The organism is uncultured Thalassospira sp. (assembly GCF_963976115.1).
Lineage (GTDB): Bacteria > Pseudomonadota > Alphaproteobacteria > Rhodospirillales > Thalassospiraceae > Thalassospira.
In genome coordinates, this window is the sequence record NZ_CAXBJJ010000005.1 from 64,289 (window position 1) to 77,913 (window position 13,625).

Annotated in this window: 12 protein-coding genes; 4 read left to right on the plus strand and 8 right to left on the minus strand. The window is 55.0% G+C overall.

Features of this window, described 5'->3' with window-relative positions; all coding sequences use genetic code 11:
* Nucleotides 1–42: 42 nt before the first annotated feature.
* The 5 genes from AAC086_RS07195 to uraH form a co-directional block, all read right to left on the minus strand.
* Entirely contained in the window at nucleotides 43–522 is a 480-nt protein-coding gene (locus AAC086_RS07195) for a nucleoside deaminase (protein ID WP_339777046.1), read from the minus strand.
* Between the two features lie 132 nt (nucleotides 523–654).
* Entirely contained in the window at nucleotides 655–1,791 is a 1,137-nt protein-coding gene (gene xdhC / locus AAC086_RS07200; RefSeq protein WP_339777049.1) for a xanthine dehydrogenase accessory protein XdhC, read from the minus strand.
* Nucleotides 1,792–1,796: 5 nt separating this feature from the next.
* Nucleotides 1,797–4,202 carry a xanthine dehydrogenase molybdopterin binding subunit gene (gene xdhB, locus AAC086_RS07205; RefSeq protein ID WP_339777051.1) on the minus strand — a complete coding sequence of 802 codons (2,406 nt, stop codon included), beginning with the start codon at nucleotides 4,200–4,202 and terminating at the stop codon, nucleotides 1,797–1,799.
* On the minus strand, nucleotides 4,195–5,682 hold the full coding sequence (gene xdhA / locus AAC086_RS07210) for a xanthine dehydrogenase small subunit (RefSeq protein ID WP_339777053.1): 1,488 nt from the start codon (nucleotides 5,680–5,682) through the stop codon (nucleotides 4,195–4,197). The genes xdhB and xdhA overlap by 8 nt, the downstream gene beginning before the upstream one ends.
* A gap of 8 nt (nucleotides 5,683–5,690) precedes the next feature.
* Nucleotides 5,691–6,044, minus strand: a complete 354-nt coding sequence (gene uraH / locus AAC086_RS07215) for a hydroxyisourate hydrolase (RefSeq protein WP_339777055.1) — start codon at nucleotides 6,042–6,044, stop codon at nucleotides 5,691–5,693.
* Between the two features lie 423 nt (nucleotides 6,045–6,467).
* Between uraH and puuE the strand changes: the two genes are divergently transcribed.
* From puuE to AAC086_RS07235, 4 genes are read left to right on the plus strand one after another with little or no spacing between them, the layout of a single operon-like run.
* A complete protein-coding gene (gene puuE, locus AAC086_RS07220) occupies nucleotides 6,468–7,382 on the plus strand; it encodes an allantoinase PuuE (protein WP_339777056.1) in 915 nt (304 codons plus the stop codon).
* A gap of 56 nt (nucleotides 7,383–7,438) precedes the next feature.
* The gene (gene uraD / locus AAC086_RS07225) at nucleotides 7,439–7,996 is read left to right on the plus strand and encodes a 2-oxo-4-hydroxy-4-carboxy-5-ureidoimidazoline decarboxylase (protein ID WP_339777058.1); all 558 of its coding nucleotides are present in this window, start codon (nucleotides 7,439–7,441) and stop codon (nucleotides 7,994–7,996) included.
* Between the two features lie 36 nt (nucleotides 7,997–8,032).
* Nucleotides 8,033–9,052, plus strand: coding sequence for an allantoicase (gene alc / locus AAC086_RS07230; protein ID WP_339777060.1), 1,020 nt, complete (start codon nucleotides 8,033–8,035; stop codon nucleotides 9,050–9,052).
* 30 nt (nucleotides 9,053–9,082) lie between these two features.
* A complete protein-coding gene (locus AAC086_RS07235) occupies nucleotides 9,083–9,613 on the plus strand; it encodes an ureidoglycolate lyase (RefSeq protein ID WP_339777063.1) in 531 nt (176 codons plus the stop codon).
* On the opposite strand, the gene AAC086_RS07240 is transcribed toward AAC086_RS07235, so the two are convergent.
* The 3 genes from AAC086_RS07240 to AAC086_RS07250 form a co-directional block, all read right to left on the minus strand.
* Nucleotides 9,610–10,308 (minus strand): HAD family hydrolase, encoded by a 699-nt coding sequence (locus AAC086_RS07240; RefSeq protein WP_339777636.1) that lies wholly within the window; start codon nucleotides 10,306–10,308, stop codon nucleotides 9,610–9,612. The genes AAC086_RS07235 and AAC086_RS07240 overlap by 4 nt on opposite strands.
* Nucleotides 10,309–10,389: 81 nt before the next feature.
* On the minus strand, nucleotides 10,390–11,160 hold the full coding sequence (locus tag AAC086_RS07245; protein WP_339777065.1) for a hypothetical protein: 771 nt from the start codon (nucleotides 11,158–11,160) through the stop codon (nucleotides 10,390–10,392).
* An 88-nt stretch (nucleotides 11,161–11,248) separates the two neighbouring features.
* Nucleotides 11,249–13,036 (minus strand): hypothetical protein, encoded by a 1,788-nt coding sequence (locus tag AAC086_RS07250; protein ID WP_339777067.1) that lies wholly within the window; start codon nucleotides 13,034–13,036, stop codon nucleotides 11,249–11,251.
* Nucleotides 13,037–13,625 lie beyond the last annotated feature (589 nt).

Here is a 13,625-nt window from a genome sequence, read left to right on the forward strand (position 1 = left end):
TCTCGATGCGTTTTTTAGATAGGTTTTTTGAGATACGGTTTGTTAATAGGCAATTTTGTCTTCTTTGGCCGCCCATTGGGCAAAAACCTCGGCGGCTTCTTCCATTTTAAAATGTTCGCACGGCAATTGGCGCTGCGATACGGGTTTGGCAACCTCGTCATATAAAAACTGGTCATCAAAACCGATGGCAGCCGCGTCTTCGCGGCCATTGGCGTAATAGATATGGTCGATCCGCGCCCAATATATCGCCGACAGGCACATCGGGCAGGGTTCGCAACTGGTGTAAATTTCGCACCCGGCCAGGTTAAAATCGCCCAAGGCCTCACAGGCCGCACGGATGGCTGAAACTTCGGCATGTGCGGTCGGGTCCATACTGGATGTAACCTTGTTCCAGCCTTCGGCAATGACTTTGTCATCGCGAACAATAACGGCACCAAACGGCCCGCCACAGCCCTCTTCCATCTTTTGGCGCGATAATTCTATGGCATGACGCATATGCTTATGGTGGGTATTATCACACACAGCCTGTTCTCCTTGGTTAAAGCCCTGCCCGGCGAACCGGGTTTTATTTGTTTTATTGCACCTGGTTATCACATGGCCCGATGCTTGTTTTTCCCGATCAACGCAGCGGCAATAAAACCGCACCTCGCCGGGTTAACCGGCAGTTTGACGGGTCTGTAAATTTGCCGTTTCGCCTTCCTGCAAACCATGGCCGCCATTAGCCTGCATGTTTTCGCGCATCCCCACCAACTGTGCCGCAACCGATGCCGCAATAACAGCCGGATGCTTGCCGGTAATACCGGCAACGCCAATCGGGCAGGTTAGCCGTGCCAGGGCCGCATCGGGCACAGCGCGCGCCCGCATCCGCGTGATAAACCGCGCACGTTTGGTGGCACTGCCGATCATGCCGACAAAGCCCGGATCGGCACGCAACAAGGCCGCCCGGCAAATTTCGAAATCTTCGGCGTGGGAATGGGTTAAAATCAGCACCATGGCCCCGGCAGGCAGATCAGCGATTTCTTCCCATGGGTTGGGGCTGTAAACCGGGTGCAGATGTGACGTTTCAGGGTGATCAATATAGTCAGCCCGTGAATCAACCCAGTGAATATTGAACGGCAACGGCGCAAGCGCGCGGACGATTGCTGACCCGACATGCCCGGCCCCAAACAGCCATACCGGCATTGCCCCGTCATCGAGCCGCACCGCCAGGGCCCCCGACACAGCCGCCTGCCCCACAGGCAGAGGCAGAGGTTGGCCGTTATCTGCCAGCACCCCGCCGCGCAAATTGCCAAACTGTGCGCCCAGCGACGACGCATCATCGCCCGAGATAACACCAAACGCGCCATCGGGGTTGTGATCCGACGGCAACACCAGCCACACGGGCGACGGGTCAATTCCCGGCCCGCCGCGCAACGCGATAACAGCCTGCAACAAAGCCGCCTTGCGCGCAGGGGTAAGCGCGTGAAACGCCACCCGAACCGATCCGCCACAACATTGCCCCAGCGAAGGCCCCAACGGAAACCGCATGAATTGCGCCATTGGCACCGTATCTTGGGCCAGCCAGTCACGGGCCTTGCGGGTCAGTTGATGTTCAAGGTTGCCCCCGCCCACCGTGCCCGCGATCTGTGTCGTCGAAATAACCATAAACGCCCCGGCTTCGCGCGGGGTAGACCCGGCAATATCGGCAATGCTGACCATCACCATCGGTTCGTTTGTTTGCAGCAAACCGATCCAGGATGACGGGTCCAGCAATGCAGACGATGAACCACACGGGGTGAAAAGGGCGCACATATTGCTTATTCCCCCGCCATTGATACAGGGGCATCTGCCAACGATGCCGCCTGTGCCGCCCCGTCAGCCATATGCATGACAGCCCGCAAAACGGCTTCGGGTGTTGCAGGGGTGTTTAAGGCCGGAACCTGTTTGCCATTTACCACCGATGCCACCGACGCCACAGCATGAGCAATGGCACGATGCACCGAAATGGCCAACATCAGGGGCGGTTCGCCCACCGCCTTTGAACGGTGGATCGATTTTTCAACATTGCGCCCCGATGACCACAGCTCCAGACGAAAATCGTCGGGCCGGTCCGAACAGGCGGGGATTTTATAAGTTGATGGCGCGTGGGTGCGAATACGGCCCGCATCATCCCACCATAATTCTTCAGATGTCAGCCATCCCATACCTTGAATAAACCCGCCTTCAATCTGCCCTCTGTCAATTGCCGGGTTTAGCGATTGACCCACATCGTGCAAAATATCAACCCGTGTGACCTTGTTTTCACCGGTCAGGGTATCGATCATGACTTCGCTGCACGCCATGCCATAGGCAAAATAGAAAAACGGGCGGCCCGATGCCGTTTCGCGGTCATAATGAATTTTCGGGGTGGCGTAATACCCCGTTGCGGATAACGAAATACGCCCGAAATAGGCCAGTTTGACCAGTTCGGCAAAGCTGATATCGGCCACATCCCCCACTATGACGCGGCCCGGTACAAAACGAATGTCCGCAGCAGCAACCTTATAGTGTTCCGCCGCAAACGCAATTAGCCGATCCTTGATAGTAAGTGCCGCATTGCGCGCCGCCATACCATTCATATCCGCCCCCGACGATGCCGCCGTGGCCGATGTATTGGGCACCTTGCCGGTATTGGTGGCGGTGATTTTGATGTGATCAAGATCGATCTGGAATTCTTCGGCCACGACCTGGGCCACCTTGACAAACAGGCCCTGGCCCATTTCGGTGCCACCATGGTTTAAATGCACCGATCCATCCTGATAGACATGGACCAACGCCCCGGCCTGATTAAGGAACGTGGTGGTAAAGGAAATGCCGAATTTAACCGGGGTCATGGCAATGCCACGTTTAATCACCGGGCTTTGGGCATTAAAGGCATCAATTTCAGCACGTCGCTGCCGGTAATCGGAACTTGCCAGTAAATCGCGAGTCAGTTCGGGCAGAATATTGTCTTCAACCGGCATGTGATAGGGCGTCATATTACGACCTTCGCCGCCATAATAATTGGCAAGGCGCACATCAAGCGGGTCCAAACCCAGCATCATCGCAATTTCATCGATGATGCGTTCAATCGCCACCATGCCCTGTGGCCCGCCAAAGCCGCGAAAGGCAGTGTTGGACACAAGGTTGGTTTTACAGCGATAAGACCGAATTTCAACATCGCCCAGATAATAGGCATTATCGGTGTGGAACATGGCACGGTCGGCAATCGCCGATGACAAATCGGCACTGAAACCGCAATTGGCGGCATATTGAATATCTGCGCCGCAGATGCGCCCGCTATCATCAAAGCCAATATCGTAATCGACGATAAAGTCATGCCGTTTGCCGGTCATGATCATATCGTCATCGCGGTCCAGCCGCATTTTGGCCGGGCGCCCGGTTTTTATCGCCACAATCGATGCCAGGGCCGCCCATTGCATGGATTGGGTTTCTTTGCCGCCAAAACCACCGCCCATACGACGCACTTCTACCGTCACCGCATTGGCCGGGCGGCCCAGCACATTGGCAATATTATGCTGTACTTCGGATGGATGCTGGGTGGAGCAATGAATAAAAACGTCGCCATCTTCCTGCGGGATGGCAAAGGAAATATGCCCTTCAAGGTAAAAATGGTCCTGCCCGCCAATCACCATACGCGCGCAATGGCGGTGTGGGGCTGCGGCCAGCGCACGCACATGATCGCCCCGTTTCATCACATGGGGGTCGGCCACATAGGATTTTTGCGCCATCGCATCGTCAATCGACAAAATGGCGGGCAATTCTTCATACGTGATGTCGGCCAGTTTGGCAGCGGCACGGGCCTGTTCGCGGGTTTGCGCCGCCACACAAAACACCGGCTGGCCGTAAAACTGCACGATGCCATCGGGCAAAACCGGTTCGTCATGGGTATGGGCGGGGGAAACATCGTTGATGCCGGGAATATCATCCGCCGTTAGCACACAGACCACCCCCGGTGCCGACCGCACCTTGGATAAATCCATTTTAATGATTTTGCCATGGGCAATGGTGGCAGCCCCCGGGGCCAAATGAAGCGTGCCATAAGGTTCGACAATATCGTCGATGTAAACGGCTTCGCCGGTGACGTGTTTGGGGCCGCTGTCATGCTTGCTGGCAGACCGCACCCCGCCCTTAAGGCCCGGTGTCGGTGCGATCAGATCGGTCGTATCCACTTTATCAAGCATGTGAAGCAGCCTCCCCGACCAGCCGGGTTGCGACGCCGGGTTGTGTGGTTTCGATAAACAGTTTGCTCAGCAGGTTTTGCGCTACCAACATGCGATATTCGCCCGATGCCCGCATATCCGTCATCGGTTTAAAATCATCCACCAAAGCCAGCCGCGCAGCATTCAGGGTTTCATCATTCCACGGCTGACCAATCAATGCCGCTTCGCATTTTTTGGCCCGCATCGGGGTGCCTGCCATGCCGCCAAAGGCCGCGCGCATATCGCGCACCACACCGTTTTCCAGCGTGATGGCAAAGGCACCCAGCACAGCGGTAATATCCTGATCAAACCGTTTGGAAATTTTCCATGCCTTGAACTGCGTTTGTGCGCCCGGCTGCGGCACAATGATTTTTTCCACAAACTCGCCCTTGGCACGGTCCTGTTTGCCATAGGTGATGAAAAAATCTTCCAGCGCCACCTCGCGGCGTACATCGCCCCTGCGCAACACAATACGTGCGCCCAGCGCAATAAGGGCGGGCGGGGTATCGCCAATCGGCGATCCATTGGCAATATTGCCGCCCACCGTGCCCGCATTGCGAATTTGCCGCGAGCCAATCCGGCGGATCAACTCGCCAATATCGGCGGCAACGGCCCCCAAGGCATCATGTGCCGTACTATAGGTGGCACCAGCCCCGATATGTAATTCAGTGCCAATCTTTTCAACCTGTTTAAGGTTGACGACATCGCCGATATAAATGATCGGGTCCAGGCGTTTAAGGTGCTTGGTCACCCACAGGCCCACATCGGTCCCGCCCGCCAGAATAACCGCATCGGGATGCGTGATCAGCAACCGGGCCAGTTCATCACTGCTGCGCGGCGCAAAATAACGCCCGCTTTCGTGGGCCAGGCTTAATCCGCCATCCTCCCCGATCAAAGCTTTAAGGCGGTTGGCAATATCCTGTCGGCGCGATTGTTCAAGTTTATCATTTATTGCGGCACCACCAGATTGACGTGCTGCCTCAATGATCGGTCCATAACCGGTGCAGCGGCACAGATTGCCCGCCAGGGCATCGTTAATCGCGCCCCGGTCATGCTCGCCGCCATCAAGCCAGATTTTATACAGGCTCATCACAAAGCCGGGCGTGCAAAAGCCGCATTGCGACCCGTGGGCATCGACCATCGCCTGCTGGACCGGATGCAAACGACCCTCATCGGATTTTAAATGTTCCACCGTCAAAAGCTGTTTGCCATCCAGCGTTGGCACAAACTGAATGCAGGCATTAACGGTGCGATACGACATGCCCCCCGCTGCCTGATCATCCACCTCGCCCAGAACAACGGTGCAGGCGCCGCAATCGCCTTCCGCACAGCCTTCCTTGGTGCCGCATTTATGCTCGGTCAGGCGCAGATAGTTCAACACCGTGGTTTGCGGATCAATCGTTGCAATCCGGCGTTCTTCATTGCCCAGCAAAAAACGGATGTCGCTTCGCATATTTGTCATGGTCTTTCTTAACTGCCGCGATAGGTGGAATAGCCAAAGGGCGAAAGCAAAAGCGGCACATGGTAATGGGAATCGGCATCAGAAATGCCAAAACGGATCACCACCTGATCAAGGAATTTGGGGTCTGGCAGGTTATAACCGGCGGCATCGAAATAATCCCCGGCCTGAAAAACCAGTTCGTATTTGCCCGGACGAAAGGTTTTACCGTCTAACAACGGCGCATCGGTGCGGCCATCGGCGTTTGTCACGGCGATGGCAACACGGTCATCATGGCCGCCGTCAAACCGGTGCAATTCAATGCGAATGCCGCCCGCAGGGCAACCGCGCGCGGTATCAAGCACATGTGTGGTCAAGCGCCCCATGGCGGGCCTCCTTTGTCACTGAAACCGGAATCCTGATTTAAATCCCGATAATTTTAGCGGTTGTCCGCTTGCCTCTCTGATCCGGCCTGTTCGTCTTTTTAAGGGTTAAGCCGGTTTCTTTATGATGTTTTTAAAAAGGTCGCACTGCAACAGGCATTCAGGAAAGAGGCGATAAAGTGAAACTATATCAATAATTCTTTGAAAAAGGATATTATGGCCACGGAACGCATCACCGTCAAAACCTTGGCACATATAGCTTTGCAGTATCTTTGGGGTGTCTGCCTGGGGCAATATTTTCTACATCACCTTGAAAATTTACCGCCAGGGATATGCCGGAATTTCTTGCTGCACCGCAGCCAATGGTTAATGCTACACCAAATAACCCGACGAACCAAACCGGGATTAAACGATCTGGAGGCAAAGATGACCGATACCCCCTATGCGCGAGACCTGATCGGTTATGGCGCAAACCCGCCCCACGCCAACTGGCCAGGCAAAGCCCGCATTGCGGTGCAATTTGTGCTGAATTACGAGGAAGGCGGGGAAAACTGCATCCTGCACGGGGATGCGGCATCGGAAGCGTTTTTGTCCGAAATGATCGGTGCGGATGCCCGCCTGGGTGTGCGCCATATGAGCATGGAATCGATCTATGAATATGGGTCACGCGTGGGGGTATGGCGAATATTGAACCTGTTTCGTGAACGCGAAATCCCCATCACCCTGTTTGCCGTGGCGATGGCCCTTGCCCGCCAGCCCAAAGTTGGCGAAGTTGCCATCAAAGACGGGCACGAAATTTGTTCGCATGGCCTGCGCTGGATCGATTACCAGTATGTTGCAGAAAATGTTGAACGCGATCATTTGCATCAGGCGATCGATATTATCAAAAACATCATCGGCGAACGCCCATTGGGTTGGTATACGGGCCGCACCAGCCCCAATACCCGCCGCCTTGTCGCTGAAGAAGGCGGTTTCCTGTATGACGCCGATGATTACAGCGACGAACTGCCGTTCTGGAGCACCCAGACCGAAAGCCCGCACCTGATTGTGCCCTATACGCTGGATGTAAACGACATGCGGTTTGCCGCCATGCAGGGCTTTAATTCGGGCGAGCAATATTACCAGTACCTTAAAGACAGTTTCGACACACTCTATGAAGAAGGCGTTCATACGCCTAAAATGCTGTCGGTGGGGTTACATTGCCGCCTTGTCGGCCGCCCGGGGCGGTTTAGCGCCCTGAAACGCTTTGTCGATTATGTGCGCAGCCATGATGATGTGTGGTTTGCCCGGCGCATCGACATTGCCCGGCACTGGCGCGAACACCACCCGTTTTCGGGTTAAGTTACAAGGCGCTGATCGCAAAGCGCCCTTGCACCTGATTTACAGGAACCTTTGAGATGAGCGAAAACACCGCTTCCACGGCCACCGGGCCGGATGAAAAACCATCGCTGTTTGCAACAAACCCGCCCAGCACGCTGGCGGCGAAGTCGTTTGTTAATCTGTATGGTGGCGTTTATGAACATTCGCCGTGGATTGCCGAGCGACTGGTCGAAGATGGCATCAGCCCGGCCCTTGATCGCCCGGAAAAACTGGCAAGCGCGATGCAGGTCATTGTGGAACGCGCCACGCGAGATGAAAAACGCGCCCTTTTATGCGCCCATCCCGACCTTGCCGGCAAACTGGCCCTGGCCGATTTAACCGCATCCTCACGCCATGAACAGCAAGGTGCGGGGCTAAATCAATGCAGCGAAGATGAACTTGTGCGATTTACCGAGCTTAACGATGTCTATAAGGGCAAGTTCGGTTTTCCGTTTATCTTTGCGGTAAAAGGATTTCATCGTACCGACATTCTGGCCGCCTTTGAACGCCGGGTAAAAAACGATATCGACACCGAATTTAACGAAGCCCTGCAACAGGTTCACCGCATCGCCTTATTGCGATTGCAGGCCCTGTAAGCTGGCACAAACCTTATATCAGCAGGACGCAAACCCATGAGCCATGCAAGCAGCGATACCGCCCCCGAATTTACCCGTCGTTTTGTCAATATGGCCGACGAACGGCTAGGCGCGATTGCCATTTTTGCCACCGACGATTTTTTTGCCGACAAACAACGGATGTTGCAATCGGCCCCGGCGGTTTTTTACCCCGACAAATACGACGATAACGGCAAATGGATGGATGGCTGGGAAAGCCGCCGCAAACGGGTGGAAGGCCACGATTACGCCATCGTCCGTCTGGCAACGTCCTGCAAGATCCATGGTGTTGATATCGACACCAGCTATTTTACCGGTAACTTTCCGCCTGCCGCCTCGCTGGAGGCCTGTTTTTGCCCCGAAGGCGACCCGGACGACACCACAAGCTGGACCGAAATTACCGCCCCGCAGGGACTGGGGGCAAGCGCGCATCATTATGCCGCGGTCAGCCATGACGGGGTCTTTACCCATGTTCGACTGCATATTTACCCCGATGGCGGCATTGCCCGCCTGCGCGTTTATGGCCGCCCCGACCGCGACTGGAGCCAGATGGCCCAGCAGGGCGAACAGGTAGATTTGGCCGCCATGATCAATGGCGGTATCGCGCTTGCCTGGTCCGATGCCCATTATGGTAACCCCAATGTGGTTCTGGCCCCCGGGCGCGGGGTGAATATGGGCGATGGTTGGGAAACAAGCCGTCGGCGCGAACCGGGAAATGAATGGCTGATTATCGAGTTGGGCCATCCCGGCGAGATCGATAAAATCGTGATCGATACCTGCCATTTCAAAGGCAATTTCCCTGACCGTGTGTCGGTTCAGGGTGCCTATGTGGACGGCGAAAAGGACAAGTCGATTATTGCACGGTCAATGTTTTGGCAAACCGTGTTGCCCGAACAAAAAATGCAGGCCGACCGCATTCATGAATTTGGCGGGGCCGCAATTACCGCACGCGGGCCGATTTCGCATTTGCGCATCAATTCAATACCGGATGGCGGCATCAGCCGCATCCGCATTCTTGGAAAACCGGCCCGGCCCTGAGAGGTACAGGTCGGACAACAGGGGGCGAAAATGAAACTGACTGTCGAAATGCTAACACCGGAAGCCTTCACCGAATTTGGTGACGTGATCAGCACGGAAACCGCACGCGACTCCTTTGGGATCAATCAGGGGACGACCACGCGCTATCACGATATTTCCGGCATCGATGCCAGCGAGGAAGGCGGACGACCGATTATCAGCATTTTTCGCGGCAATCCGCGCCCTCTGCCGATCCGCATTGCCATGATGGAACGCCATCCGCTGGGATCGCAGGCCTTTGTGCCGATGCAGGGCCAACGATTTTTAATTGTCGTTGCCCCCGCCAGCGATTTGCCCATGGCAAATGATTTGCGCGCCTTTGTCACCAATGGCAAACAGGGCATTACCTATGACAAGGGCGTGTGGCATCATCCGCTTTTGGTGCTGGAACCTGACAGCGAATTTCTGATCATTGACCGGGCAGGCCCCGGCAATAACCTTAACGAAGTCGATATGGGTGACATTGACGGCATGCCGATCAGCCTGGACTGGCCACCAGCCCAAATGGCAAAAACGGCTTAACCGGTAACGACCGGCAACGGCATTTTTCCCGCCAGCCCCAAATCACGCACATACTGCAAAAGCTCATCGCCAGATGCAACAACATGCGGTGCCCCTGCGTCATGCAACAGGACCGCATCGCCATGATGGCGGTGAGCACCGCCTAAAAAACCAACCACCTGCATCCCCGCCGCCCGCGCGGCCATAACGCCTGACGGGCTGTCTTCAATCACAAGGCAATGTTGCGGTAAAACCGCCATCCTTTGGGCTGCAAACAGAAACACATCCGGCGCGGGCTTGCCTTTTTCCACCTGTTGGGCGGAAAAAACCTTGTCTGCAAAGAAACCGTCCAGCCCGGTAATATCAAGACACATTGCCAAACGGGCAAGGTCACTGCCCGATGCCACGCATATTGGCACCCGCATTTCAGCCAGCACACCGGCAATGCCATCAATGGCACAAAGGTCGGCCTTAAAAATATCCGCCAGAATACCTTCGCAGGTTTGTTGATAATCTGCGGGGTCAAGTTGGGTGCCAAATCTGTCATTCAGCATCGCAACCATTTCGCCGTAGCTGATACCGCCAAAATCCTGTGCGATCTGTGCCGCCGACATTTTAATACCATGCCCGGCCAAAACCCGCTCATCCACGGCGAAAGACAAAATTTCGCTGTCGATCAGCACACCGTCACAATCAAATATCACACAGGAAATCATCACATCGCGGCCTATTGTTACCGCCCGGCACAGTCAATTCAGGCGAGGCCGGGCTTTCGGGCTTAGGCTTTACCAACGCACTCAATTTTGCGCAGCCCCTGCCCCCATATCAAGCGCCAGAAGCTGTTTTTGAATGCGCTGCGACAAAACAGGGTCGGGATTGGCGTTCAAGGCACGCTGATAGGCGACCCGCGCCATGTCGCGTTTGCCCATCGCAAGGGCGTTATCGGCAAAATGGGCCAGATGCTCGGCAATGGGGGCGGCCTTGTTGGCCTTGATCAGGGCTTCTTCCGCAGCCTGATAATCACCCTGCTTATACAGGATCAGGCCGTAAGTATCCTGTATCGACGGGTTTTCAGGCTGCACCTGCATGGCCATCTTAATCAGCCTTTCGGCCTCCATCAGGTTTTCGCCCTTGGTGGCGTAATGATAGGCCAGCCAGTTGGCGGCTTCGATATTACCGGCCTTGGCGGCCTGTGCGGCTTCGGCGGTCAGGGTGTCACTGTAAGATTTAATCACATCGGCGACGCCTTGCTGGTCCAGCCCGTCAATCGATGTCAGGCCCAGCCGCGATACCTTGCAATTGGCCCCACCGCCATTTTGGCACATCGCCAGCGCCTGTTGCCCCGCCCCCACAACTGTGGCATTGGGGCCGGCATAAAATGCCTTGCCGCTGTCATCGGTCGCCGCAGCCTTGAAATCGACCATCCTTGCATAGGCATCATCAAGATTGGTCTGTTCGGCAGGCCCGCCCATCATATCCTGGGGTTCCCAATTCGGTGCTGTATCGCCGCAGGCGACAAGCCCCAAAAACGCCATACTGACAATGACATGTCGGAAAATTGTCGTCATGGTCTGCAGTCTCCCCTTTGGATCATTCTGGTCGCCCCGGGCGTGATCGGATGGCCTCTTTATCATAGCAAAAACCCGGCACAATGCATTAACGGGTTTGCTCCCACAGCACGCCCCCCACCGACAAATCAGAATATGCCGGTGTTTTCAATTTGAAATCACCCTGCTTCAACTGCGCGATAATGTCTGTCTCACTGCCAACCTTTTCCAGATACAAAGTCCGCACCGAGGCCCACTGCTTTTTCTGTGGACGATATTTCAACACCGTTGCCACAGGGCGCAGCGAGAAAAACACGGCTTCACCGATACCATCGCCGTCCAGATCAACAATCAGCAGGGCGCATTTGTTCTCCGCCTGGGGCGCACTCATCGCTACCGTGTCGCTTTTGCAAAACTGACGGTCAAATTGCAAATCCTTGTCCATCATTTGGGTCAGATCGGCGCGCGAATAGGGCTGATTTTCGGGAAAAACCGGAATTTCACTGGCGGCCACTTCCTGGCGCTGATTTCGCCACACCGGCATTGATCGCAATTCGGCCAGGTCTGGCACCGCATCGGGATGGGCCTGTTTTAAGGCGGCAACCGCCTTTTCCCCCGGTTTGCCCAAGGCCTGTGCCATAAAGGCCAGATCGGTGTGTTTTAAGGTATCACTCTGCATCATGCGGGTCTGCTGATTGCCTGCGGCGATGCTGACCGGGTCCAACCATGGCAGATGAATTAAAAAGGCGATCATAGCACCACCAATCGCAACTTGCCCAAAGGCACGTTGCAAAGCGGCAATCATGCCCTCACCGCCCTTATTACCGCGCATCATGCCCGCCCGCATGATCCACAGCGTGCCGATTAACACGACAACCGCAATCCAGGTGCTATAAATGCGTTGTGGTGTCAGGCCGTAATCATCAACCCGTATCCAGATCGTGCCAATTGCGGCCAGCGCGCAAAGCGGCGCCATCCATAAGGTATAGCGAAAAACAACATCGCCCCGACGGCCAAACAATGTTGTTGTCACGCCCGACTGTATCGCCCCGAACAGCAAATAACTCAGCCACAGTGCCGCCGCCGTCACCACCAGACACATGCTGGTATCCTGCCCCAAAAGCTGTTCCCAGCCCCCCAGCGCGCCCAACAGCAAAAACAGAAAAACCCCGGCGGCCTGCAACGGATAAAAAAACCGGTACAGCGTGCCCAGCACCTGCCGAACGGCCTTTAACAGATTGGGTTTTTCGCGTGTCAGCATAATGCCGGTGGCAAAAGCCGCGCCCGAAAGCAACGCCCCGCCGAACGAAGATTCCAGAAAATCCTTTAGGGCAGTGAAACCGACAATGTTAAGCAATGTCGCCAGCAAATAGGCCATGATCCAGAACACACCAATCGCCACCCCGCCAAAGGCCAGTGACAGCTTGATATTCCAGATTTGTGGAACAATTTGGAAGATGTCGACAAAACGGCCCCATTTGCCGCGAGGCGGAGCCATCGTGCCGCGATTATACGCATCTTCCGCATTTCCCCCATCATCATTCGGCACAGCGGAGGCCGGACTGCGCCACATCGCAACAAGAACCCCGACCCAAACCGCCTGGGCAACAAACAGCCCGGTGACCGAGGTATCGTAAACATTTGCGAACCCGACCAAAGCCTGAAAAACCGCAACCTGCCCGGCTGTCAGCCCGCAAACCACCAGCGAAAACACAATATCACGCCACAGTTTGCGCACCCCGATGGCAAACCAGCAACAATAGGCCGCTGCGATGATAAAAATCATCAGCGGGGCAAGATACAGACTGCGCTCGTCCACATAGGTCAGCAGATACCATAACGCCGCCCCATAAAACCCGCCACTTAGCGGAAAAAGCCACCACAGTCTGTTTGTCATCAATATATATCCATTCGATTTGTTGGCGGGCGATAATTGGCGGGCTGGCAGATGTTTGGGCGACGCCGGAAGACATCTCACATCCCCAAAACAACCACGCAACCTGTTTAAAAACTGTTAGGCACTTTATCGCAAACGTTGAACGCAACGCATATTAAAATTGAATAATCGGAAACATTAACAACCCATGAGATTTATTGCCGCAAACAAGCACCAATTTCAAATATGACTGGAACAACAAAGCCGTAACGGCATTACAAACACGATATTGTTAAACGGGAGCAACTCGGCATTCTCTAAAGCACTTCAAACCCGAATTGATCGCGCACGATGGCGGCATCACCATTGATGACACACGTGCATTCCTTCAGGACTATATCGATAACTTCCTGAACGTTGCCAAAAAACACGTAACCTGATTTCAAACGACATCGTGCAGCTTATGCCAAAGCTCGTTGATCAACACCGATCGACGAGCCCTTCAGTCGGCGGGCGGGCTTGTGAAGCCCTTGCAAATCGCATCACAAGCCGCGCGGCGTAGTCGCGCCGAGCCAGTTCTCAACGAGTTGTTATCATCGAAGATTGGTAT